This is a genomic window from Alistipes sp. AF14-19 (assembly GCF_003461645.1).
GTDB classification, from domain to species: domain Bacteria; phylum Bacteroidota; class Bacteroidia; order Bacteroidales; family Rikenellaceae; genus Alistipes; species Alistipes shahii.
The window spans coordinates 88,808-109,885 of the sequence record NZ_QTXM01000010.1; the positions used below are offsets into that span (position 1 = coordinate 88,808).

General features: G+C 55.0%; 27 protein-coding genes and 2 pseudogenes. 25 read left to right on the forward strand and 4 right to left on the reverse strand.

What is annotated here, in order from left to right:
- Positions 1-2: 2 nt before the first annotated feature.
- Positions 3-1,568 carry a hypothetical protein gene (locus DWW03_RS10085; RefSeq protein ID WP_118406700.1) on the reverse strand — a complete coding sequence of 522 codons (1,566 nt, stop codon included), beginning with the start codon at positions 1,566-1,568 and terminating at the stop codon, positions 3-5.
- A gap of 6 nt (positions 1,569-1,574) precedes the next feature.
- On the reverse strand, positions 1,575-2,006 hold the full coding sequence (locus DWW03_RS16605) for a hypothetical protein (protein WP_161989174.1): 432 nt from the start codon (positions 2,004-2,006) through the stop codon (positions 1,575-1,577).
- A gap of 121 nt (positions 2,007-2,127) precedes the next feature.
- Here DWW03_RS16605 and DWW03_RS16610 point away from each other — a divergent pair, with 121 nt between their 5' ends.
- From DWW03_RS16610 to DWW03_RS10210, 25 genes and pseudogenes are all read left to right on the forward strand, one after another.
- Positions 2,128-3,111, forward strand: coding sequence for a phage protease (locus DWW03_RS16610; protein ID WP_161989173.1), 984 nt, complete (start codon positions 2,128-2,130; stop codon positions 3,109-3,111).
- Positions 3,112-3,127: 16 nt separating this feature from the next.
- A complete protein-coding gene (locus DWW03_RS10100) occupies positions 3,128-3,982 on the forward strand; it encodes a hypothetical protein (RefSeq protein WP_118406703.1) in 855 nt (284 codons plus the stop codon).
- A gap of 2 nt (positions 3,983-3,984) precedes the next feature.
- Positions 3,985-4,365 (forward strand): annotated as a pseudogene (locus DWW03_RS17080) (phage holin family protein); the annotation flags it as partial.
- A 40-nt stretch (positions 4,366-4,405) separates the two neighbouring features.
- Positions 4,406-4,888 (forward strand): hypothetical protein, encoded by a 483-nt coding sequence (locus tag DWW03_RS16885; protein WP_259301989.1) that lies wholly within the window; start codon positions 4,406-4,408, stop codon positions 4,886-4,888.
- A gap of 4 nt (positions 4,889-4,892) precedes the next feature.
- Positions 4,893-5,408: a hypothetical protein gene (locus tag DWW03_RS10115; RefSeq protein WP_147344303.1), complete on the forward strand. Its 516-nt coding sequence runs from the start codon at positions 4,893-4,895 to the stop codon at positions 5,406-5,408.
- Between the two features lie 2 nt (positions 5,409-5,410).
- Positions 5,411-6,589, forward strand: coding sequence for a DUF2586 family protein (locus DWW03_RS10120; RefSeq protein ID WP_118406707.1), 1,179 nt, complete (start codon positions 5,411-5,413; stop codon positions 6,587-6,589).
- A 4-nt stretch (positions 6,590-6,593) separates the two neighbouring features.
- Complete coding sequence (locus DWW03_RS10125; RefSeq protein WP_118406708.1) at positions 6,594-7,031, forward strand: hypothetical protein; 438 nt, start codon at positions 6,594-6,596, stop codon at positions 7,029-7,031.
- 63 nt (positions 7,032-7,094) lie between these two features.
- The gene (locus DWW03_RS10130) at positions 7,095-7,391 is read left to right on the forward strand and encodes a hypothetical protein (protein ID WP_118406709.1); all 297 of its coding nucleotides are present in this window, start codon (positions 7,095-7,097) and stop codon (positions 7,389-7,391) included.
- Positions 7,388-7,564, forward strand: a complete 177-nt coding sequence (locus tag DWW03_RS16615) for a hypothetical protein (protein WP_181989618.1) — start codon at positions 7,388-7,390, stop codon at positions 7,562-7,564. Before DWW03_RS10130 ends, DWW03_RS16615 begins: the two co-directional genes overlap by 4 nt.
- Before the next feature lie 138 nt (positions 7,565-7,702).
- On the forward strand, positions 7,703-9,871 hold the full coding sequence (locus tag DWW03_RS10135; RefSeq protein WP_240047997.1) for a phage tail tape measure protein: 2,169 nt from the start codon (positions 7,703-7,705) through the stop codon (positions 9,869-9,871).
- Positions 9,861-10,481 carry a DUF6046 domain-containing protein gene (locus DWW03_RS10140; RefSeq protein WP_118406710.1) on the forward strand — a complete coding sequence of 207 codons (621 nt, stop codon included), beginning with the start codon at positions 9,861-9,863 and terminating at the stop codon, positions 10,479-10,481. Before DWW03_RS10135 ends, DWW03_RS10140 begins: the two co-directional genes overlap by 11 nt.
- Before the next feature lie 2 nt (positions 10,482-10,483).
- Positions 10,484-11,437, forward strand: coding sequence for a hypothetical protein (locus DWW03_RS10145; protein ID WP_118406711.1), 954 nt, complete (start codon positions 10,484-10,486; stop codon positions 11,435-11,437).
- A complete protein-coding gene (locus DWW03_RS10150; RefSeq protein WP_118406712.1) occupies positions 11,434-12,033 on the forward strand; it encodes a hypothetical protein in 600 nt (199 codons plus the stop codon). Before DWW03_RS10145 ends, DWW03_RS10150 begins: the two co-directional genes overlap by 4 nt.
- A 4-nt stretch (positions 12,034-12,037) precedes the next feature.
- Positions 12,038-12,334, forward strand: coding sequence for a hypothetical protein (locus tag DWW03_RS10155; protein ID WP_181989619.1), 297 nt, complete (start codon positions 12,038-12,040; stop codon positions 12,332-12,334).
- On the forward strand, positions 12,315-12,611 hold the full coding sequence (locus tag DWW03_RS10160) for a hypothetical protein (RefSeq protein WP_118406713.1): 297 nt from the start codon (positions 12,315-12,317) through the stop codon (positions 12,609-12,611). Before DWW03_RS10155 ends, DWW03_RS10160 begins: the two co-directional genes overlap by 20 nt.
- Positions 12,595-13,398 carry a hypothetical protein gene (locus DWW03_RS10165; RefSeq protein ID WP_118406714.1) on the forward strand — a complete coding sequence of 268 codons (804 nt, stop codon included), beginning with the start codon at positions 12,595-12,597 and terminating at the stop codon, positions 13,396-13,398. The genes DWW03_RS10160 and DWW03_RS10165 overlap by 17 nt, the downstream gene beginning before the upstream one ends.
- Positions 13,395-13,877 (forward strand): hypothetical protein, encoded by a 483-nt coding sequence (locus DWW03_RS10170; protein ID WP_118406715.1) that lies wholly within the window; start codon positions 13,395-13,397, stop codon positions 13,875-13,877. The genes DWW03_RS10165 and DWW03_RS10170 overlap by 4 nt, the downstream gene beginning before the upstream one ends.
- On the forward strand, positions 13,874-15,043 hold the full coding sequence (locus DWW03_RS10175; protein ID WP_118406716.1) for a hypothetical protein: 1,170 nt from the start codon (positions 13,874-13,876) through the stop codon (positions 15,041-15,043). Before DWW03_RS10170 ends, DWW03_RS10175 begins: the two co-directional genes overlap by 4 nt.
- Complete coding sequence (locus tag DWW03_RS10180) at positions 15,040-15,450, forward strand: hypothetical protein (RefSeq protein WP_118406717.1); 411 nt, start codon at positions 15,040-15,042, stop codon at positions 15,448-15,450. Before DWW03_RS10175 ends, DWW03_RS10180 begins: the two co-directional genes overlap by 4 nt.
- Positions 15,447-15,785, forward strand: coding sequence for a hypothetical protein (locus tag DWW03_RS10185; protein WP_118406718.1), 339 nt, complete (start codon positions 15,447-15,449; stop codon positions 15,783-15,785). The genes DWW03_RS10180 and DWW03_RS10185 overlap by 4 nt, the downstream gene beginning before the upstream one ends.
- Positions 15,778-16,263 carry a hypothetical protein gene (locus DWW03_RS10190; protein WP_118406719.1) on the forward strand — a complete coding sequence of 162 codons (486 nt, stop codon included), beginning with the start codon at positions 15,778-15,780 and terminating at the stop codon, positions 16,261-16,263. The genes DWW03_RS10185 and DWW03_RS10190 overlap by 8 nt, the downstream gene beginning before the upstream one ends.
- A 5-nt stretch (positions 16,264-16,268) precedes the next feature.
- A complete protein-coding gene (locus DWW03_RS10195; protein ID WP_147344304.1) occupies positions 16,269-16,787 on the forward strand; it encodes a hypothetical protein in 519 nt (172 codons plus the stop codon).
- A 2-nt stretch (positions 16,788-16,789) separates the two neighbouring features.
- Positions 16,790-18,229: a hypothetical protein gene (locus DWW03_RS10200; protein ID WP_118406721.1), complete on the forward strand. Its 1,440-nt coding sequence runs from the start codon at positions 16,790-16,792 to the stop codon at positions 18,227-18,229.
- A 10-nt stretch (positions 18,230-18,239) separates the two neighbouring features.
- Positions 18,240-18,653: a hypothetical protein gene (locus DWW03_RS10205; protein ID WP_118406722.1), complete on the forward strand. Its 414-nt coding sequence runs from the start codon at positions 18,240-18,242 to the stop codon at positions 18,651-18,653.
- Positions 18,654-18,687: 34 nt separating this feature from the next.
- Complete coding sequence (locus DWW03_RS10210) at positions 18,688-18,981, forward strand: hypothetical protein (protein WP_118406723.1); 294 nt, start codon at positions 18,688-18,690, stop codon at positions 18,979-18,981.
- Between the two features lie 171 nt (positions 18,982-19,152).
- Here the strand turns inward: DWW03_RS10210 and DWW03_RS10215 are convergent.
- Together DWW03_RS10215 and DWW03_RS10220 are read right to left on the reverse strand one after the other, a co-directional pair.
- A pseudogene (locus tag DWW03_RS10215) lies at positions 19,153-19,617 on the reverse strand (hypothetical protein); the annotation flags it as partial.
- Positions 19,617-21,078 (reverse strand): TetM/TetW/TetO/TetS family tetracycline resistance ribosomal protection protein (locus DWW03_RS10220; RefSeq protein WP_118406727.1); only part of this gene is annotated, 1,462 nt, incomplete at its 5' end. The gene DWW03_RS10220 and the pseudogene DWW03_RS10215, both read right to left, overlap by 1 nt.

Sequence of the window (21,078 nt, forward strand, 5' to 3'; positions counted from 1 at the left end):
GATTAGTATTTACGCTGTGCCCGGATGCCGACGCGGTAGGTCCCCTTTGCCTGCCGGAATACGGTATTGAGTTTCGAGAGTGCGCCTTCTGCCGCATCGGGGCCGTCGACGGCTGCGCCTCCGCCCTTCTCGAATGCCAGGTACTGATCGACGAGTTCCTGGAAGTCAGGGCTGTCCCGCTCGTCGATATTGAACCACACATTTCGGCGCTCGAAATAAGACTGCGTAGCTTCGATACGGTCGTATTTGTCAGCCTTCGGGCGCTTATCCGCCTTGACGGGGATGTAGTATCCGCGGGCATCGCCCTCGGCATCGAAGTCGTTGACGAACTCGTCCATCGAGAACAGGCCCTCGATCCAATAGCGGACCTTGCGGCAGTTGTGCAGCTCCGTCGTTTCGTACAGGTCATAGAGCCATTTTGCCAAGACCGTGCGGGACTGCTGGCGCAGAAAGCAGTAGATGAAATGGAACTCGCGGTCTTTCTTGCCGACGAGGATCATCCCCTTATGGCATGCCTGGGCCTTGTAGGAAAGGTCTCCGTAGAAGACCAGGGCGTCATACTCGTTCAGGGGCAGCATCTTCTTCCACTGAATGTCCTCGGCCTTGAACACCTTGCCGTCCTCGACGTGGACGTGCATATACTCGCGCATGAACGACCGCGAGGGGATGCTGCGGTACTTTTTGCGCCAGTGCTCTGCCGAGGTCTTCTCGGGCCAGTTCGGCTCGAAGGTCGTCAGGTCCTTCACGGCGGGCACCGTCAGTACCCGGTGTATGGGCTTTTCGCCCTCCTGCCGGGATTTTTCAGCCAGGACTTTGAACTGCTTTTTAAGGCGGTTTGTGATGCTGTTCTTATGAAAGTTGTTGTTGGCATACACGAATCGCCGGGTCGATCCGTCCGCCTCGTCGAAACATCCCATCAGATCCTCGAAGATCCACTCGACGGCCTCGCGCATCAGACGGTCGTTGTTGACATGACGACGCGTGTCGACATCATCCACGGCGATATAGTCGGGACGCTGCTCCTCCTCGCGGACGCCGCGCGGGTCCTGACCGAAACCGAGAGCCGTGAAGCGTACGCCGTCGGAGGTCAGGAACTCCCCGGACGACCAGTCGCCCTGTTTGTAGCGGCAGCCGTAATCGTTGATCAGGCGTTTGTTGTAGACAAGCTGCGCCTGGCATGCCGAGAGCAGTTTATGCGCCTTGTCCTCGGTCTCGCCGATCAGCAGCATGTAGCGCAGGCGGCCCGTGTACATCAGGTACAGGGGAATACCCATGTCGACGTGTACGGACTTCGCCCCGGATCGGTAAATCTCCCACAAGGCCATGATCACGTCGTTGTCGATGATCTCCTGCGCACCCTGACGGTGGAACCACGCACAGGGCACCTTGGCATAGTTCGGAAAATAGTACTCGAACCAGGTGACGTAATCCTTCTCGATACGTTTCACGCGGGCGATCTTGTCCGCGGGGCGTTCGTGGATGTCTACGACCGAAGCTTTCGCGATGCGTCGGCAATGCTCCTCGTAGTTGTCGATGAGCTTTTGAAATTTCTTGTCGATGTCTGCCATGTGCCGTTACTTTAAGGAATCGACCTGCGCCCGGTGCTGAATGAACATGCGGTGGTATTCTGTGATCTTCACGACCTCCTGGGGGTTGATCTCGGCAACGAAGTTGTCGACCTCCTTCAACACGGAGATCACCACCGACAGCGGGACCTTGCCATCGAAGTATTGCAGGCTTTTGGCTACTTTCGAAAGTCCGTCAGTATCGAGCCGGGCCTTGTTTCTCTCGGCGATCCATTGCATCTCGTCCAGCAACAGTTCGCGGATTTTTCCGGGGGCCGCCAGGCTGGCCTTGCGTTTTTCGTCCCACTTCATACCGCGTCGCCATTCGGACAGCGTGGCCTCACGAATGCCGAGCAACTCGGCAATGCCTGCACAGGTCATTCCCTGTTCTACAAAACAGTTGTAGGCCGCCGTATATAATTTGTGTTTCGGGGTTGTCATATGCTCTTTTTTGTGCAAAGATGGCATGCCGAAACGCGAATGCGAAAAATAGTTCAATACCTTGACAGTCTTTTTGTTGCGTCGGATTTTGAAGCCTATGTTTGCATCAAAAATGAGGCGCATGGCTTTACCGAAATTCATTTTTAACGACGAAACGAAAAAGAACTCGCACGGTTTTTTCCTGCTTAACGGCGGCGGCAAGTTCGAACGCTTCCAGGAGTATTCCCCGATGCTCGACAACCACGATCTCAACCGTCTGATAGGGCGCTGGGACAACCTGCATGTCGAGGGGGCGCTGCTTGTTGCCGATCCTGTCTTCGACGACGGGATCACCCTGGGTGCGGAACGCAAGGGCCAGGTCGAGCGCGGGTTCCTGCGCGGGGCATCGCCCGGCATCGTCATCCTGCGGGCCGAGTACCGCACGAATCCGGCAGGCGGTGAGGACCTCTATGTCACCGAGTGGGAGCTGTTCGAGGGTTCCGTAACCTCCGTGCCGTCGAATGCCGGGGCCGTGACGCTCAAAATCTACACGGGCGACGGCCATCTGGTCGAAGATGGCGACGTGCGTCTTCATGTCGACAACATCGTGAAACTCTGCGCGGAGAGTTCGCCGCAGGGTCGAAAACCCAATATCAAACCAATGGAAAAAATCACCCTTTCCGCCGAGGCATACGTCGCGCTCGGCATCAATCAGGACGCGGACGCTACGGCGATGAGCAAGGCTATCGTGCAGCTGGCTGCCGACCGCAACAAACACAAGGAGACTGCCGATGCCCTGCAGAAGGAGATCGACGCAGCTCGTAAGAAACGCGCCGAGGACATGGTCAATCTGGCCGTTGAACAGGGCAGGATCGGAGCTCCCGCCCGTGAGAAGTACGTCGAGCTCGCCATGAAGGATTACGACCTGGTGTCGGAAACCCTGAAGGCCATCCCCGCGAAGGCTTCGCTGGCGGCTTCCGTCACCAAGATCGCCGGGAACGTGATTCCGGCCGATCGCCAGAACTGGACGCACCTGCGCTGGCTGAAGGAGGACCCCGAGGGCCTTGCGAAGATCAAAGCCGAGAATCCCGAGGTTTTCGAGACCATCCGGAAAAAGCACAACTAATCAAAATCAGACAGATATGCCTATTGAAAAAGAACTGTGGGTTGACATCATCAAAGAGCAGCCCATTCAGGAGGGTGACTTCCTGAACGAATCCGAAGACCTCAGTGCCCTGGTCGACAACAACACGCTGCACCTGGCCGAGGCAGGTGTCGAGCCGGAGGTATTCATCGACAACGACACTTATCCGGTCGGTATCGTGCAGCGCGAGGATGTGCCGAAGGACATCCTGCTGCATACCCTCGACACGAAGAACACCGTCGTGCGCAACATCGAGCAGATGCAGGCCGCCTACGACAAGATGCAGAGTGTGACGCGCGGTCATGTGAACGCCCTCACGCGCAAGCGCCGGGCAATGGCCGCCTACAACTGGTGTCCGCTGCAGAACGGTGAGTTCACGCCCGTCCTGGTGACGACCGGCGAAGCCGTCAACGGTCGCCGTCGCCTGACCTTCGACGACCTCGACCTGCTCGAAGCGAAGTTCAAGGCAATGGAGGTCGACATGACGCAGCTGTGCCTGGTCCTCACTACGGAGCACGAAGCCGACCTGAAGTCCGAGAACCGCAAGTTGTACAAGGAGTACATGCGTGACGGGAAGATCGGCAATTTCAAGGTCTTCAGCTACCCGCATCTGCCTCTGTTCGACACCACGACGGGCAAGAAGCAGGCTTTCGGCTCGGCCAAAGGCGAGAACAGCGCGATGGCGTCGATCGCCTGGATTCGTACCGAGGTGATGCGTGCGACGGGTACGGTCGATGTTTTCCACCGCGAGAAGGACCCCGAAGCCCGTGGCGACATCCTGGGCTACCAGCAGCGTTTCTCGGCCCTGCCTCTGCGCAACAAGTACATCGGAGCCATCTATTCGGGTAAGTAGTCATGGAAGGAGCTGTGCAGTATCTCGGTCAGTATGCGATCAAGGCGTCCCTGGTGGCCGCAGCCTATTTCGCACCATGCCAGGAGGTAATCGGCATTGTGTTCCTGTTCTGGCTCGCCGATCTCGTCTTCGGTGTTCTCGCCAGCAAGAACCGCCACGCACCTCGATCGTCGCGCCGAATGCGCAAGAGCGTAGGCAAACTGATCGGCTACATGGCCGCGATACTGCTGGCCTTTCTGATCGACAAGCTCGTCCCGAATCTGTGGATCATTCCGCACCGACTGATGGCGGCCTACCTGTGCGTCTGCGAGCTTATCTCGATCCTCGAGAACCTGGCGATCATCACGCAGGCCAAAGCCTTCGTGTCGCTGATCAAGCTGATCCGTGGCAAGAACGACGAAAACGTAATTTACGATTTGATCAATGAGAAAAATGCTGATTATTCTGCTCGCAGCCCTTTTGGCCGCGTGCAGTCCAAGCCTCAAACTGCAATCTTCGCAGACGGAGGCGACCGATACGGTGACCGTGACCGAACAGGTCCGGGATACGGTGGTGGTCCTCGAACGCGACCAGTCGATGCTCCGGGCGCTTCTCGAATGCGACAGCGTGGGTCAGGTGCAGATGCGCCGACTGATGGAGTACCAGGCGGGGAACCGCTTGAAGCCTCCCGACATCGAGGTCCGCGATAATGTCCTGACGGCTACGGCCCAGGCCGACAGTATGGCTATTTACCTGACTTTGAAAGACCGCATCGAACGCCATACGTCTACCCGCAAAGAGTTTCAAGTCGTCGAGGTCAATCGCCAGAATACCTGGCAGCGGACCTGGATGCGTATCGGACAGGTTTCAGCCGTGTCGCTGATCCTGTTCGGGGTCTATAAAACCCGCAAACTGTTAAAAATCTGAAAACATGAATATTAAAGACATGAGCGCCGAGCAGCGCAAGGAGGAGCTGGCCCGCCTGGCTGATGCCGTGAAAGCCGCAAAAGCCGAAACCAAAACCGCAAAGGCACGGGTCGCCGAGGGTAAGGACGCCGTGAAAGGCGCTAAAACCGCCGAGGAGAAGGCTGCCCTCAAGGAGAGCCTGGCGGCCCTGGAAGCGGCTTGTCAGGCCGCCACGGCGAAGGTCGCCGAGGCCGTAGCCCGGGAGGCTGATTTCCGCGCCGAGGCCAAAGCCATCGAGGATGCCGAGAAGGCCGAAGCGGATCAGGCCCGCAGGGAAGCCGAGGAGGCTGCCGCCGAGCAGGCCCGGAAGGCCGACCCGTTCCAGGCCCTGGCCGAGAAGTATGCGAAAGCCTATCCCGACTGCAAGGCCTTCCACATCACCAGCGACAGACAGGTGTTCCTCGACAAAGACAAGAACCTCGCGCAGTACCATCAGAAGGGCCTCGGCGAAGGCGAAGTACGAACCATTAACGTGCGATAACCATGGCATTACCTAACGTAACCATCAACCTCGAGAACGGGAACCTGGGCCGTATCGCACAGAGCGACGACGGTGTCGCCGGGCTGATCCTGACGGGCGCCGCCGTCTCCGACAAGCTCGCGCTGAACGAGGTCTACCTGATCAACTCCTCGCGGGACATCGCCCGGCTGGGCATCACGGCTGAAAACAACCCCCTTGCACACAAGGAGCTGACGGCCTTCTATACGGAGACGGGCGACGGCGCCGAGCTGTACCTGCTCGTCGTTTCCGAGGCCACGCTGCTCTCGCAGATGTGCAGCATCGAGGAGGGCTCGCCGCTGAAGAAACTGATCACCTACGCCAAAGGCCGCATCCGCCTGGTCGGCATCAACCGTCTGCCGCCCGACGAGTACAGCGCCGACACCACCGATACGGGCATCGACAAGGATGCCGTGACGGCGGCCACCGCGGCGCAGTCCGTCGGCGAGAGCTTCGCCCGGAAGGTGATGCCCTTCCGGTGCCTGATTCCCGCCGCTGGCTGGGACGGCAAGACCGACAAGCTCTACAAGCCCCGCGAGGGCAGCACCAACCGTGTAGGCTTCGTTATGGCCTGCGACGATCGGACGAACAAGACCGCTGCAATCGGGCAGATGCTCGGACGCGCCGCACGGATTTCCGTAAACCAGTCTTTGGCCCGCGTGAAGTCGGGAGCGATCACCGCCGAGGGATGGCTGACCAACGGCAGAACCCCCGAGGAGTGCGACGCGATGCTCGACCTGCTGGACGAGGCGGGTTACATCATCTACCGCTCCTTCTCGAAGAAGAACGGCTACTACCCGAACGACGACCACATGGGGGCCCCGCTGTCGGACGATTACAGCAACCTGAACTACGGACGTGTGGCGGACAAGGCCACGATCTACGCCTATACTGCCTACATCGAGGAGATTCAGGACGACATCGAGACCGACGACGAGGGCAACATCCCGCAGGAGATGTGCTCGTACTACGAACGCCTGATCGACAACGCCGTCGCAGTGGCGATGCAGGGCGAGATCAGCGACTTCAAATCGTATGTCGATCCGGCGCAGAATGTCCTCTCGACCCGGCGCATGGCGGTTTCGTGCAGGATCAGACCGCGGGGCACGCTGCGGTACATCATCGTAAACCTCGGATTTGAGAATCCGGCAATCAAGCAGTAGCAGCATGAAAATACGAATCAACGGAAAAGAGTACGACTGGGGCACCATCAAGATCATCATGTGGGGCCGCCCGGTGGTCGGAGCGACCAGTGTCGACTACAAGCTCACCAAGGCAAAGGAGGCTCTGTATGCTGCAGGGCGTTACGCCAAAGGCATCCAGCACGGTCAGCGGGCCGCGTCGGGAACTCTGACGCTGCTGCAGAGCGAGATCATCGCCATGAACCGCGCCGCCCGTGAAAAAGGCTACAAGGACATCCTCGACGTGGATGTGGATATTCTGATCTCCTACATCCCCGAGGACAGCACGGCCATCACGGTCGACCAGATCATCTGCGCCTCGTTTTCGGAACTCCCCTCGGGCATGAAGGCGGGCGACATGAAAAGCGAGCATGCCATGCCGTTCGTCGCTCTCGACATCGACTACGACATCGCGTCGAAATAAAACAAGCCCACGGCATCGAACCGTGGGCTGTTTAAACACCCTTTAAACCCGCATAAAATCATTATGGAAAAGAAGGATATGGCCGCAAAGATCGCGGCATGGAAGAAGAAGCACGGCGATGTATTCGCCTACGAGGTTGACGGCAAAACCTGCTACCTGCATCGTCCGGGACGTGACGTGATCGCTGCTGCATCGGTGGTCGGCAAAGAGGACCCGTTCAAGTTCGCCGAAGTCATCCTGTCGAACTGCTGGCTCGGAGGCGACGAGGAACTGCGTGACGACGACCGCTATTTCATGGGGCTGTCGCAGCTGATTTCGGAAATCGTAGAGATCAGGGTCGGGGAAATAAAAAAACTTTGAGCGGCACCGAGGTCGTCAAGGGTGACGGGTGGCTGCATGCGGGCAACGCCCTGATCCGCTCGGTGCTGCACATGGACCCCGACACGCTGTCGGACGAGGCGTGGGGCTTTCAGGTGAGAATGGCCGAATGGGTGGAGAATGAGCGGGTACGCAGATATACGCCTACCGCCTGATTTGCCACAGGTCGCGCCACTTGTCGATGTGCATGGCACATTTGAAGCCCTCACCCAAAAGGTTAAGCAAAGCGGCAGCCACAAAGATCAAGAATATCCAACCTGCAACAGTCATAGCAATACAGTTTCTGCAAATATATGGATAATCGCGCAAATTACCAAGTAGATATCGGCGGGAATGTCTTCATCGCGATACAGAATATGTTTGCGGAGTTCACAAAGATCGTGCAGGTCGTCGAGAAAGTCGACGAATCCGTGCAGAACTCGACCCGGCAGATTACGGAACACGTTGACAAGTCGGCCAATGCATTCGGCGGTCTGCAAAAACAGATCGAGCGAATCAGTCTGACCTCCATTATCGAGCAGGTCAAACAATTAGCCGAAGGTGTTGCGAATTTAACAGGTCCCGGCATCGGCTTCGAGCAGTCGATGGCCGACCTGTCGTCGATCACGGGTATCGCGGGCGACGAGCTGCGCGACCTGGGGAAAGTCGCCCGGCAGACGGGTAAGGAGAGCGGGCTGGGTGCGCAGCAGGCGGCGAATGCCTTTGCCCTGCTGGCCTCGCAGATTCAGGTGGACAAGATCGGCATGGAGGGGCTGAAGGCCCTGCAGCAGAACACCATCACGCTGTCCCATGCTGCAGGGATGTCGATGAACGATGCCGCCACGGCCCTGGCCGGAACGATCAACCAGTTCGGTCTTCAGGCTACGGAGGCCAACCGGGTGATCAACATTCTGGCGGCAGGTTCGAAGTACGGAGCCGCGGAGATCGTCGACCTTTCGCAGTCGTTCAAGGTCGTCGGTGCGGCGGCCAATGCCGCAGGCCTCACGGTCGAGGACACGGCAGGTGCGATCGAGGTTCTATCGAAAAATAACCTGAAGGGAGCCGAAGCGGGTACGGCCCTGCGCAACATCATGCTGAAGATGCAGACCGTCCTCGGCGTGGACTTCCGCAAAAACAGCTTCTCGGATGCCCTCGATGCCCTGAAGCCCCGCCTGACGGATGCCGCCTATCTGTCGAAAGTGTTCGGCATGGAGAACATCGCCGCAGCGCAGTTTCTGATCAAGAACTCGGATGCCGTGGCCGAAATGACCGCCCAGGTCACGGCCACCAATGTCGCCCAGGAGCAGGCCGCGATCCGCACCGACACCGTGCAGCAGATGATGGCACGCTGCCAGGCCCGGATCGACGACCTGAAGATCGGGTTTTTCGAACTTACGGGATCAACTGGCGGTTACGCCACGATCATCGCGCAGCAGGCTGTAACTGTTTCGCAACTCTTACCCCTGTTCGGGCTGTTCGGCAAGGCGATCGGTTTTGTCACCAGCGCGGAAAAACTACACACCGTGTGGGCCGGAGCCGTAAAGGCGGCAACGGTGGCATGGACAGGCGTACAGTGGCTTTTGAACGCTTCTCTGTGGGGCTGTCCGGTCACCTGGATCGTGGCAGGGATCACGGCCCTGATCGCCGTCATCACCGTTTGCGTTACGAAGGTCGAGGGCTGGGGCAAGCAGTGGGACAGCGTCGTCAAGTTTATGAAGCTGACGGGCAAGTTGTTCGTCGAAACGATCAAGTACGAGTTCAGCACGATGGTCAACGGTATTATGATCGGCCTGGATTACATAAAACTCGGGTGGTACAAGTTCAAGAAGGCCGTAGGCCTGGGCGACAAGGCCGAGAACGAGGCGATGATCTCGCAGATTTCGGGCGACATCGACAGCCGCAAGAAGGCCATCGTCGACGGGGCCAAGAACCTGAAGAACCTCGCCCAGGATGCCGGGAGTTCCCTCTCCTGGGAGCTCTCCTGGAAAAACGGCAAGAATGGCGCAGCCAATGCCGTCAGTCCGTTGATTGCGGCTTCTGAAACCCCGGACGGCACGAAGACGCCCCGCACGAAACAAAAGGTAAACATCGACTTCTCCAAGACGGGGACCGGGACCGGGTCCGGGAGCAAGACGGTGCTCGATCTGAACAAGATCATCCCCGACATGAAAGGATCGGCGGCCTACACGGCCATCGCCTCGCGGCTTTCGGCGGTGCGGGTTCCGTCCCTGGCGACCGCGGCGGCATCGTTGGCCATGCCGCTCACGGTGGCGGCGACTACGCTCCCGCAGTCCGGGGGAACGGCCCGGCCGACACCGACGGAACTGGCATACAACAGTCAGCGCCGCGGAGGTGTCACGATGAGCAAATTCTGCGACACGATCGAGATACACATCGCCAACGCCGACGGGAAGGGCTACAATCAGATCGAGGAGGAAGTCACTGCCGTACTGAAAAAAGTCTTGGACGAATATGAAGCATAAGTATAACATCGAGCACCTGCTGCAGTCGATCATCGGCTATAAGGGCCTGCCTTATCCGGGAGCCTTTTCCCCGAATCGTCCGGCCGGCAGCTACACCGGGGACAACTTCGACATCCCGACCTCTCCAGCTCCGCAGCAAGAGCTCGTGAAAGGTACGCGCCTGTACAAGAAGGATGCCCTGGGCAGGTGGTACTTCATGCCCGTATTCATCAGGCATCAGGACATACGGGGCGAGGATCACACCCTCGAGCTGGAGAACGCCGTGATCAGCATTACCGGAACCAAGAACATCGTGCGTACGCCTCTGGTGGGCCGCCGCGGGTCGGTCAAGGAGCTGATCAGCATCGGAGACTACAAAATCTCCGTCGCGGCCTTCATCAGGTCCGCAGACGGCAGTTATCCCGAGGCGCAGATTGCGCGCATGAAGGAACTTTACAACATCAACGAATCGGTCGAACTGATCTGCGTGCTGACGGACCTGCTGCTCGACGAGGGCGACCGGGTCGTGATCACGGACATCCAGTACCCGCCGACGCCCGGTGTGGAGGATGGCCAGGCGGTGACGATCGAATGCGAAACGGATTCACCTTTTGAACTGATACTGCAATAGCCATGTATCTACCGTGCAGTAAAATAACCATCGGAAGCAAGTATTTCGGCGGAGTGCATGACATCAAGATCAAGCGCTCGATCCATACGATCGGGGCCACGGCTTCGGTGAAGGTTCCGGTGACGGCGGTGCTCCGGCAGACTGGGACCCCTCCGGCCTACGTCGAGACTGCACAGGTGATCAAGGCGGGCGATCCGGTGGAAATCCAGCTCGGGTATGACGGACGCCTGTACACCGAATTTCGGGGTTATGTGAAGCAGCTGAACTTGCAGACGCCCCTCGAGATCGTTTGCGAGGACGAGTTCTACACCACCCGCCGCCGGAATGTCACGCTGCAGGGGAAGACCACGCTCGCTGCTGTTTTGAAAGCCTGCGGCCTGCAGGTGGGATATGCCGCGACGCTGACCCTCGAGGCATTCCCTGCGGACAATAAGCCCGTGGCGTGGGTCCTGGGACAGTTGCAGACCAAGTACGGCCTGGCGGTATGGTTCGACCTCGAGGGGCGTGTCTACGCCTGCGAGCCTTACAAGGTCGTCGGCGATGCCGTGAAATACCGCCTGCGCTACAACGTGGTGAAGGACGACGATCTGAAATATCAGCGGGCCGAAGACGTGAAGCTGAAGATCAAGGCCGTGTGCATCTACAAGGACGGGACGAAGGTCGAGGCCGAGATCGGTCCGAAGGACGGGACGGAGAAGAAGCTGTACTTCTATGACGTGAAGGATCAGCAGGAACTGGCAGCCCTGGCGGCGGCAGAATTGAAGCGATACAGTTACGACGGTTATGCAGGCAGGATCACCGCCTTCCTGCAGCCCTATGCCGCCCCGTGCATGGTGGCCGAGATCGAGGACGAGGTCTACCACGAGCGGGACGGACGGTATTACATCGAAGGAGTAGAAACAACCTACGGGACGGGCGGAGCACGCCGGACCGTGGAAATAGGGATAAAAATATGAGCAGCGAGAAAGAGATACGCGAGGTCCGCATGATGTTATCAGAGCGGTTGCGCAATGCGGCAAAGGCGGCCATGTACGGCACGGTCAAAAGTGTCGACGAGAACGCCAGGACGTGCGACGTGCAGATCGGCGGCATTGTTTACGAAGGGGTGCTGCTGTACTCCGTCGAGAAGGAGAACCTGCGCGGGAGGGTGCTGATCCCCAAGAGGGAGAGCGCGGTGATCGTCGCCCGGATCGACGCGAGCGACCGCTTGTATGTGGCGTTGTTCTCCGAGATCGACAAGGTGGTCTTCACCCTCGGGGATCAGGTGACCATGACCTGCGATGGGGAACGGATCGAGGCCTCGGCCCCGAAGATCGTCCTGAACGGCGGCGAGCTGGGCGGACTGATCAATATCGAGCCGCTCACCCGCAAGATCAACGACCTGATCGAGGCCTTCAACACGCATACGCACACCATTCCCTCGGGAGCGGTGGCCGTGACCGGAAGCGCATCGGCGCAGAACAATCCCAAGCCCGTAGAGGTTCCCGCCCCGGCATCGAAGCACGACAAGGTCCGGCGCGGGGATTATGAGGACACCAACGTAACGCATTGATACGATGATCGACATTTTACAGACATCGACGGGGGACGTGGAGCTGTCCGACGATCTGATCCGGACCGAGGCGACGGAGCAGCACAAGCGGGACCTGCTGCTGGCAAGCCAGGGCGATTTCAAGGAGGCGCCCACCGTCGGCGTCGACTGTGTATCGTTCCTGCATGACACCGATCCGGCGGACTTCCTCCGAACCGTGCGCAAGCAGTGCGAGCGCGACGGAATGCGGGTCGATGCCATAGACTACGATACGGACGGAACATTGACGATAAGCGCAGAATATGACGACAGCAACAGTTAAGGCCCGGCAGACGGTCTACGACATCGCCCTCGAGCAGTATGGAACCTGCGAGGCCGTGGGCGAAATCCTTGCCCTGAATCCGCAGATCGCCAACGATCCGGAAGCCCTCGTGCAGCTGGGGATCGACAGCATCGGCGAAACGGGGTTTTACCTGGACGTGGCCGTTGCACCGGGGACGCAGCTGCGCATCGACGACGAAAGCGGCCTGATGCGCAAGAACACGCTCAAAGAGTTGGGAAACGACATAACAACCTACCGATATGGCCAGAACGATTAACGACATACAGCAGTCGATCATCACCGACCTGCAGACCTATTTCCCGAAGCTCTCGACCTCGAAGGTCGCCGAGTGGCGGCTGTGGACCTATGTGGTCGCAGCGGCGATCCACGCCTTTGAAATAATTCTCGATCTGTTCCGTCAGGAGGTTGACGAGCTGACGGCCAAGATCACTCCGGGCACCAAATTGTGGTATGCCGAAATGTGCTACCGTTTTCAGAACGGACATACACTGGTATTCGACAAGAACACGGCGCAGTTCTACTACGAGCAGGACGACCCCGACAGCCGGATCGTGAAGGTCGTGGCCGTGAACGAGGTCTATAAGATGATTTCGATCCGCGTGGCCAAAACCGACGGAGAGGGCCGGATCATCCCTCTGGACGACAGCGAACGCCGCAACCTGACCGACTACATCGACACGATCCACACGACGGGTATTCCTACGACGATCGTAAGCACGACTGCCGATACGATCCGCTACAACCTGGAGGTGTACTATGATCCGGCGGTCCCCTCGAGTGTCGTGCGTGAGCAGGTCGGACAGGCTCTCGAGACGTTCAAGACCTCGCTGTCATTCGATGCCGTATTCTATGCCCAGCGGCTCGTAGACGCCGTCATGCACGCCGAAGGTGTCGTGACGGTAAAGGTCGTAAGGCTCGAGCATAAGACCAGCGCCGGGGCGGACTTCGCCCCCGTCGATGTGTTGGCCGAACTGGCCGCAGGGTATTTCGAGTACGCAGCCGAGGGGAACACGCTGACCCTGACATCTACCAAATCGCTATGAGGAACTATAAGATAGACTTCCGGAACCAGGTGCGGCAGCTCCTGCCGGAACACAAGCGTCAACCCGTCCGTCTGCGGATTCTGCGGGCCTTTGTAAAGCCGCTGGCGGACCTGTTCGCCGCCTTCAGCCTGTGGCGCGACGAAACCCGTAAACTGCTCAACGTGACCAATCAGGAAGGAGTGCTCGAACAGTTCCTGCGCAACAAATACGGAGCGGCGGACATCACGATCGAATCCTACCGTGAAACGGGGTTTGCGGTCGGGATACGCTCCGAAGGTGTGGGCGTGGCAGTCCCCGTGGGACTGAACAGGGGCGAAGGTACTCCGGCGGTAGTATCGCTCCGGGGAGAGAACCGCGAGCAGTTCGGGAATGTGGACTTCATCGTCCATGTTCCGGCAGGTGTCGATACCGAACAGATACGGGCTGACATCGAGAAATACAGGGCTGCTTTAACAACGTATAAAATAGACCAAAGATGAAAAGACAAACACAAGTGCTCGGCGTCCGTAACTGGTACGGCGATGCGTTCGTATCACTCCAGGAGGAGCCGCTGAAGGTGATCGACGGCTTCTTCTCCCAGTACGGGGCTTTTGTCCTTTCCGGATGCGAGGTGAAGGCAAACGGCAGCAAGTACGACATAGCGCCCGGTCTGGTCGTGCTCGAAGGGCCCGGGGCCGACAATGCGACGGTCAAGGTCGTCGTGCCATTTGCCGGGATTACTGCGACAGCCCTGCCCGTCTACCTCACACTGGGCTACGAGACCGAAACGGATGTCTACAACGACGGCAACGTCAAGCCCATCGCCCACATCTACAAGGCTGTGGCAACAACCGTAAAACCTGCGGGCAGCTATGTGCAGATCACCCGGGACGGCGGCGTGCGGTTCATCGACGCGATTCAGGATGCTACACATCGGCTTATCACTGATAACGAGCGCACTGCCTGGAACAAGGCCATTCAGGACGTAGCGAAATATACACCATTCGATTACGTTGTGGATAGCAACGCTACTTTGGCTGGACTGAACAACAACCCCAATGCGACGTGTGTTCTGATCAAGAAAGGGACATGGACGGCTCCATCAAGTGGCATTCTGCTGCATCCCAATACCAAACGGATTGTTGGACAGCCCGGAAGCCTCGTCCAATATGCAGGTAGTGATTCATGCTTAAAGTACAGCACAATTCCAAGTTTAGAGAGTGGTTACAGCGCCCATGGAGTATGTGTAAAAACGACGGGACAAGGTCACGGATTTGTAAATATGGTTAACTTGGAGGACTGCAAGTGCGAGGGTGCTGATATTTATACGCCAGATGATCCCTATTGTTTCTTCAATTGCAAGAATCTGATCCGTTGCTCCATATTTATCCACTCGAAAAGTCATCAGGCTTGGGGGTTTATGGAGTGCGAAAATATGCTGCAATGCAATGTAAGATCAGATGAATATTCGATTGATTCGATTGGAATCTATCATTGCAGAAACCTTACTCAATGTATCAGCGATGGCGGTATACATTTCAGTTACAATGTATTCATGTGCCAGGGTAGTAGGTATGAATACAGTTATTTCAGCTCCACCGATAATGAGAACTACAAATGTGCCGACACAATGAATGGAGGCTGGAATAAGATCATTACGGCATGATCGTCATTCACAACAACCTGATTCCGCTGGGCAAGGCCCGGACAATCAACTTTTTCGGGGTCCTGTTCACCAAGAACAAGAACCTGACACCAAAAACAGAGAACCACGAAGCCATACACACCCGGCAGCAGATCGAGTGGCTGATCCTCTACGCGACGGCGCTCCTGGTGCTGATTCCTGCCTGCGGATTATCCTGGCGGTGGCTTTGTACTGTGCCGATCTGTTACCATGTCGTCCTGTACTGCACCCTTTGGGCCCTCGAATGGTTGCTGCCGCCATACGACACGGCATACCGAGACATAGCCCTCGAGCGGGAGTGTTACGACAACCAGGCCGATCAGATGTATCTGAAACGCCGCAAATGGTTCGCATGGGTTAAATACCTGTTTAAACGACCTGTAAGATGATACCGAAATTACCGATATATGCCAAAGGCGACAGCATTGGGATTGCCGTATATCCGACGGGAGTTTCTCTCGAAGAGGTGGAGATCGACATGTTGGTTTACACGACCGGGAACGGGCCGAGAATTTACGGATCGACGCAAGGCAGCGGGCTGCCGATCGTCAAAGGAACAGATCGGGCTGTGTTCAATATCCCATCCTCGGAAACCGGAAAACTCGATGCGGGTATCGCAACGCTCGAAACGACCTATACTGTAAAGGCGTCAGGTTATAAAAAAACGTTGACCAACCGATTACTTATACTTACAGATACAAAAATAATGGATTTTTATGGATGATAAACTAACCCATATTATCCTGACAGATCATGCTTTGCGTTATGGACTGGACGGAAAGTCGGCCTATGAGATCGCACAGAAGTATGGTTATGAGGGAACCGAACAGGAATATGCAGAAGGACCTGTCATCGCAAAAGACAAAGCTAATAAGGCTGCTGATAGTGCGGATAAGGCTGCTGAACGTGCAAAAAAATCAGCCTCAAACGCCGACCAGCAGGCTGCGCGTGCGAAATCTCTGGCCGACCACCCTCCGAAGATCGTAACGGTCGACGATACGAATTACTGGGCCTTCTGGGATGAAGAGGCGAACGACTATATGCCCTCGTCCGTCCGCTCGGATGGCGGTCCGATCTTCGCCACGTTCGACATTGATCCGGCGACAATGCTCCTGGGCGTGAATTACCAGCCCGGCTACGGCCACGGTTCCGAGTTCGAACTCAAGGATGACGGGCATTTGTATTACGAAATTAACGACTGACAGATATGGCAAAGACAAATTTAGGGAAAGTGGGCCTTACGCCCAAAAAGGCGTATTCGGCGAGCATTACATACGAGCGCCTGGACTTCGTTACAGCGGGCGATTCGTCCTATGTTTCACTCCAGGATAACAACCTCGGACACCCGGTGACGGACGGGGCTTGGTGGCAGGTTTTGGCGTCCGGGGCCGCTTCGACGGAAGCCGCAACCGCCGCCCTCGACGCTGCCGCCAAAGCTCTCGAAGCCGCCGCAGCGGCCGCCCCCGTCGTTGTCAACGTCGAAGGTGCGGATGTCACGATCAACGTCGAAGGCAACCACAAATACATCTGCGGGGAGCTGACCTCGCTCAAGATCGGGACCGTGGAAAAATCGGCCCGGACTTCGGCGATCTTCTTCACATCGGGAAACGTTGCCACGGAACTCACCTGGTCGGATGACCTCGTGGACATCATCGGCTACAAGACCCCGGCGCCGAATCGAGCCTACGAGATCAATATCGAGGAACTCCGCGCAATCATCGAATAGCCATGGACCGCAGACGAAGTTTGTTGAAGATCGCCGCGCTGCGCAGCGAGCGCGAGCAGCAGGAGGGGGTGAATTGCACGAAAGGGTATCTCCAATTACAGAGCGCCGGACTGCTTTTCGAAGGCCCGCGAACTCTTGAGTGCCTTTTCAGGTACATCCCCAGCGATAAAATGCAAGTGATAGCCGGGTTTGGCATTTCCATGATTGAAATTTATGCCCTGACGACAAATCAGCTTCGCGTCTATTGCGGGGGCGGAAACGCGACAGTAGACATTATTCCAGGGGATAGCTATCTTGTTGATGTTGCCTACGACGGTACTACGGCGATATGCTATCTGAATGGGACAGAAGCCGCACGTTTCCCGGTTACGGGATACAAGATCACGGATTTATTCAGGACCGGCAGCAATACATATATCCCCCAAGGCTCGCTCGTATTTTGCCGCCACTACAACTACGCCCTTTCCGCGGAAGAAGTAGCCGCACACTACAACAACGGCGATCCTGCAGGGTATGTGGTACCGTTAGCCGATAAATATCGTTGGGAAGCCTCTGAATCTAACATTGGAAATATCAGGTTCTATCCTAATAATGAAGGGTCCGGTGTTACCTCTTATTTAGAGGATAATGCTAATGGTTTCACGGGTCGATACGCACATATAATTTGGGGATCGTCAGGTTTATTGTCGGTATACAGCTATCAATTCATGGGGCATCCGGTCGGATGTGTTGTTGAAGCTAAATTCAAGTATCGTAGTAATGCTCCCGTACGCGTTCTGGCAGACAATAGTAGTCTTCCTATCAATATGGAGGATGCGGCTGACGCCACGATTGTATATCGCACAACAGGAACTAATATCTCTGGTTTTAGTGTAACTGTACCAAATGCCGATGCAAATTCATGGGTCGAAATTCAACCTGTGTCGTTACGAACGCTCGGCTGCATCGCCGAGTATTTGCCGCAGAACCTTGTGGGACAATGGCATGAGAAACCGTTTGAGCTCACGGGTATAACTACCTATACATGGACCGGAAAACCCGATGCTGTTTACTATCGGGAGCTTTTATTGGGAAGATTTATTCAAACGAGAGCGGTCGTGATGATTAAAGGTTCTGTGTCCGATTATCAAAGCGGAGAACCTTTTGTATATGTAGGGAATAGGCCGGCGATGATCCCTGCGCAAAATGGGAGTTTTACGCTCAAGGTCATCAACAACCGGGACAATATCAACCGTATCTATTATTATGGCGGGACTGTGGGATCTGATCGACGGTTGACGATTACCATAAATAGTGTCGAGCTGATTCCCGATGTCGCCTTGTCCTGGCTCGACAGCGCCAAGCAACTCCCGCTGAACGACGAGTACTTACCGCCGCTTTTGCAAAGCGACGGAGGATATGACCTGACTGCGTCCGGAACGCCGCAGATAATCATCAAATAAACCGAAAACAATGAACAACTACGCAAAACTGATCGACGGGCGTCTGAAGTACGCCCCTACAACAATCAGGACCGCCGACGGGCTGGTCTGCAACCCGCGTCCGGACAAACTGATCCCGCTTGGATACAAAGAGGTGATCTTCGACGAGCAACCTGAACCATCCGATCCGCCGAAGCATTACCGGGAGGTCTACACAGAGGAAGATGACCGCATTCGGGTCGGCTGGGAGGAGTACGCGCCCGAACCGGAGCTGATGGCGAATCCCGAACAACTCCGAGAGGCCGCCTACCGCGCCGAGGCGGACCAATACCTGATGGCCTACGAGGGCTATCTGGCCGAGGGCAAGATACTCGAAGCCGACGAGCAGAAGGCACTCTATCTTGCCAAGAAGGCCGAGATCAGGGAGCGGTTCCCGGATAAGTAACCTGTCGGTCGAGCTCTCAAAATACCGCAAATATATGAAAAGACTTATCAATAAACTCGTCGGATGGCTCAACGCCATTGCCAAGGACAAATACCAGCACTTCGCAGTCGGGGCGGTCATCGCCTCCGCGGCGTTGATCGTGGCCGTGCCGTTGGGCGCCTGGTGGCGGTGGCTGCCTTTGATTGTGTCGATGATCGCCGTCCTGACGGCCGCCGTTGTCAAGGAGCGCAAGATCGACCCGAAAGCCGACATGCAGGACATTCTATGGACGCTCGCAGGAGGAGGTATGGTGTGGCTGGCAATCTTGGCTGCTATTATTTTTGGATAAATATACCCCAAGTTACTACAATTATAAATAGAGATAGGGGGTAATCCAAATTTAAGGGACGTTTAAGCATGTTTTAAACGTCCCTTAAATTTTGCTTTTTTTGTCGATATTTCAAGATCGGAGGTTGAAATCCGATTATTTCAAAGTGGAATTTTCGAAATGCCGATTATATTTTGGCTTTTTGGACTGTTCCTGCACACTTTTCTGTACAATAACCGGAATTTGATTGGCTATCTTCTTGTTAATAGATTGTTGTTCATCCATTAACCGGACTATCTGGAACATCTGTCGTTCCTTATCCTCTAAAAGACTGCGCACACTATCGATGCGCTCTGCTGGATAGGTGGCCTTGAAACGGCAGAGCATACTGTCCATTGCCATACGCCGTGCATGGTAATGCTCGATATCTTTATCGTTCCATTCCAGTATTGTTTCACCCAATAGAGAAAATTTTATCATTTGAATATTGATATTGTTTATTTCTTTTCGGAGCTCGTCTATTTTTTTATTGCCAAGTTCTAATGCTTCTATCTCCTGCCATTCATAGAGGCTATTATATGCCATACATCCGATAAGAATGGAGATAAGTATATATCCCAACCGTATTGCCTTATAGAAATTTCCTGACCGCTCCATTATTTTAATGACATTGATTTTTGGAACATGAATAAAAGTTTATCTTTTTCGTTCATGCGGATATTATCAGAATAACCGTCTTTTGTTATTTGATACCCACATGGCTTAACCATAAAAATGCCTAAGCCCTTAGTGTACGAACTTACTTCTGAGGCATAGTCTTTACTTGTATTTAATGGAACTTTCCCTTTAATATGACACCACTCATTATTACAACTGATGTCTTCAATCTCAGACATCAGTTTTTGCAAATCTGTAATAGCTTTGGAACTCGCTACTTGGGGTATCTGCAACTCAAAACAGAGCATCGGTTCGAGAATGTCCACACCTGACTGTTGCAAAGCCAGCCTGAAGACATAAGGGGTCAGCTGTCTGAAATCAGCAGGTGTACTTACCGGGCTATAATACTCGGCTTGAGTAAAAGTTACTTTCAGATCTGTCACTTCCCATCCATGTAAACCAGATTGGCAAGACATACGAATCCCTTCAAAAACGGCATTTTGAAAAGAATGGTTCAGATAACCATAGGAGATGTCACTTTCGATTTGCAACCCTGCCCCTAACGGTAAGGGTTCAAGAGTCAGCCCTATTGTGGCCCAGTAAGGGTTGGGTGGTACTTCGATCTGAATAATCTTATTGACCTTTTTTATAGGTCGTTCTTTGTAGATAGTCTTGATCTCATCAAAATGGACCTTTACGGAAAATCGTTCTTCCAGCAATGTCTGTATGATTTCCTTTTGGGTCAAACCATATAACGAGATTTCCAATTCATCACTATATGAGTTTATGGAAAAGGACAAAGACGGGTCTTCAATCCACAATGTATTCAGAGCGGATATCACCTTGCTTCTCTCTTCGGGCTTATTTGGCCGGACGGAGGATTTGAGAGCGGGATGCTGATGAGATAATCCTTGAATCAAACAAGGTTTAGCACCTAAATAATCTCCGATTCGAAAATCTTCTATATCTTCTACAATCGCGATATCATTGGCACCCACTTCATCAACATTTATCTCTCTGCCCTGATAAATAGTCTTTAGATTTTTAATCTTGATGAATTTTTCCGAATCGTTGATTCTTACAACGTCTCGAAGTCTCAGACTTCCGTCAATTATTTTAAGAAAACTTCTTTTATGCCCTTTGGGGTCATGCTCTATCTTATAGAGATAAGCTGAAAGTCTGTTTGAGACTGATGCCGGAGGAAGTATAAAAGAAGAAATGGCGTCCAACAACTCATTGATACCGATATTGAACATTGCTGATCCATGTAGCACCGGATAGACTTTGGCTTTTGCCACAAGAGCGATTATCGTATTCCAATAATCAGCCGGTGAAATTTCGCTATCCGCCAAATATCGTTCTAATATATCGTCGTCATGGTTGCATACAAATTCTTTGTATTCTTCCTTTATATATGTTTGGGAGCAAACCGGATAAACCGATCCATCGACAACAGTTTGC

What these genes read in the sequence shown, in the direction of transcription:
- DWW03_RS10135 (WP_240047997.1), top strand. Translation starts at nt 7,703, where the DNA reads ATGGATAATCGCGCAAATTACCAAGTAGATATCGGCGGGAATGTCTTC.
- DWW03_RS10175 (WP_118406716.1), top strand. Translation starts at nt 13,874, where the DNA reads ATGAAAAGACAAACACAAGTGCTCGGCGTCCGTAACTGGTACGGCGAT.
- DWW03_RS10130 (WP_118406709.1), top strand. Translation starts at nt 7,095, where the DNA reads ATGGAAAAGAAGGATATGGCCGCAAAGATCGCGGCATGGAAGAAGAAG.
- DWW03_RS10195 (WP_147344304.1), top strand. Translation starts at nt 16,269, where the DNA reads ATGGCAAAGACAAATTTAGGGAAAGTGGGCCTTACGCCCAAAAAGGCG.
- DWW03_RS10155 (WP_181989619.1), top strand. Translation starts at nt 12,038, where the DNA reads ATGATCGACATTTTACAGACATCGACGGGGGACGTGGAGCTGTCCGAC.
- DWW03_RS16885 (WP_259301989.1), top strand. Translation starts at nt 4,406, where the DNA reads ATGAGAAAAATGCTGATTATTCTGCTCGCAGCCCTTTTGGCCGCGTGC.
- DWW03_RS10200 (WP_118406721.1), top strand. Translation starts at nt 16,790, where the DNA reads ATGGACCGCAGACGAAGTTTGTTGAAGATCGCCGCGCTGCGCAGCGAG.
- DWW03_RS10190 (WP_118406719.1), top strand. Translation starts at nt 15,778, where the DNA reads ATGGATGATAAACTAACCCATATTATCCTGACAGATCATGCTTTGCGT.
- DWW03_RS10145 (WP_118406711.1), top strand. Translation starts at nt 10,484, where the DNA reads ATGTATCTACCGTGCAGTAAAATAACCATCGGAAGCAAGTATTTCGGC.
- DWW03_RS16605 (WP_161989174.1), bottom strand. Translation starts at nt 2,006, where the DNA reads ATGACAACCCCGAAACACAAATTATATACGGCGGCCTACAACTGTTTT.
- DWW03_RS10115 (WP_147344303.1), top strand. Translation starts at nt 4,893, where the DNA reads ATGAATATTAAAGACATGAGCGCCGAGCAGCGCAAGGAGGAGCTGGCC.
- DWW03_RS10140 (WP_118406710.1), top strand. Translation starts at nt 9,861, where the DNA reads ATGAAGCATAAGTATAACATCGAGCACCTGCTGCAGTCGATCATCGGC.
- DWW03_RS10165 (WP_118406714.1), top strand. Translation starts at nt 12,595, where the DNA reads ATGGCCAGAACGATTAACGACATACAGCAGTCGATCATCACCGACCTG.
- DWW03_RS10120 (WP_118406707.1), top strand. Translation starts at nt 5,411, where the DNA reads ATGGCATTACCTAACGTAACCATCAACCTCGAGAACGGGAACCTGGGC.
- DWW03_RS10150 (WP_118406712.1), top strand. Translation starts at nt 11,434, where the DNA reads ATGAGCAGCGAGAAAGAGATACGCGAGGTCCGCATGATGTTATCAGAG.
- DWW03_RS10170 (WP_118406715.1), top strand. Translation starts at nt 13,395, where the DNA reads ATGAGGAACTATAAGATAGACTTCCGGAACCAGGTGCGGCAGCTCCTG.
- DWW03_RS10100 (WP_118406703.1), top strand. Translation starts at nt 3,128, where the DNA reads ATGCCTATTGAAAAAGAACTGTGGGTTGACATCATCAAAGAGCAGCCC.
- DWW03_RS10210 (WP_118406723.1), top strand. Translation starts at nt 18,688, where the DNA reads ATGAAAAGACTTATCAATAAACTCGTCGGATGGCTCAACGCCATTGCC.
- DWW03_RS10125 (WP_118406708.1), top strand. Translation starts at nt 6,594, where the DNA reads ATGAAAATACGAATCAACGGAAAAGAGTACGACTGGGGCACCATCAAG.
- DWW03_RS10160 (WP_118406713.1), top strand. Translation starts at nt 12,315, where the DNA reads ATGACGACAGCAACAGTTAAGGCCCGGCAGACGGTCTACGACATCGCC.
- DWW03_RS10180 (WP_118406717.1), top strand. Translation starts at nt 15,040, where the DNA reads ATGATCGTCATTCACAACAACCTGATTCCGCTGGGCAAGGCCCGGACA.
- DWW03_RS10205 (WP_118406722.1), top strand. Translation starts at nt 18,240, where the DNA reads ATGAACAACTACGCAAAACTGATCGACGGGCGTCTGAAGTACGCCCCT.
- DWW03_RS16610 (WP_161989173.1), top strand. Translation starts at nt 2,128, where the DNA reads ATGGCTTTACCGAAATTCATTTTTAACGACGAAACGAAAAAGAACTCG.
- DWW03_RS10085 (WP_118406700.1), bottom strand. Translation starts at nt 1,568, where the DNA reads ATGGCAGACATCGACAAGAAATTTCAAAAGCTCATCGACAACTACGAG.
- DWW03_RS10185 (WP_118406718.1), top strand. Translation starts at nt 15,447, where the DNA reads ATGATACCGAAATTACCGATATATGCCAAAGGCGACAGCATTGGGATT.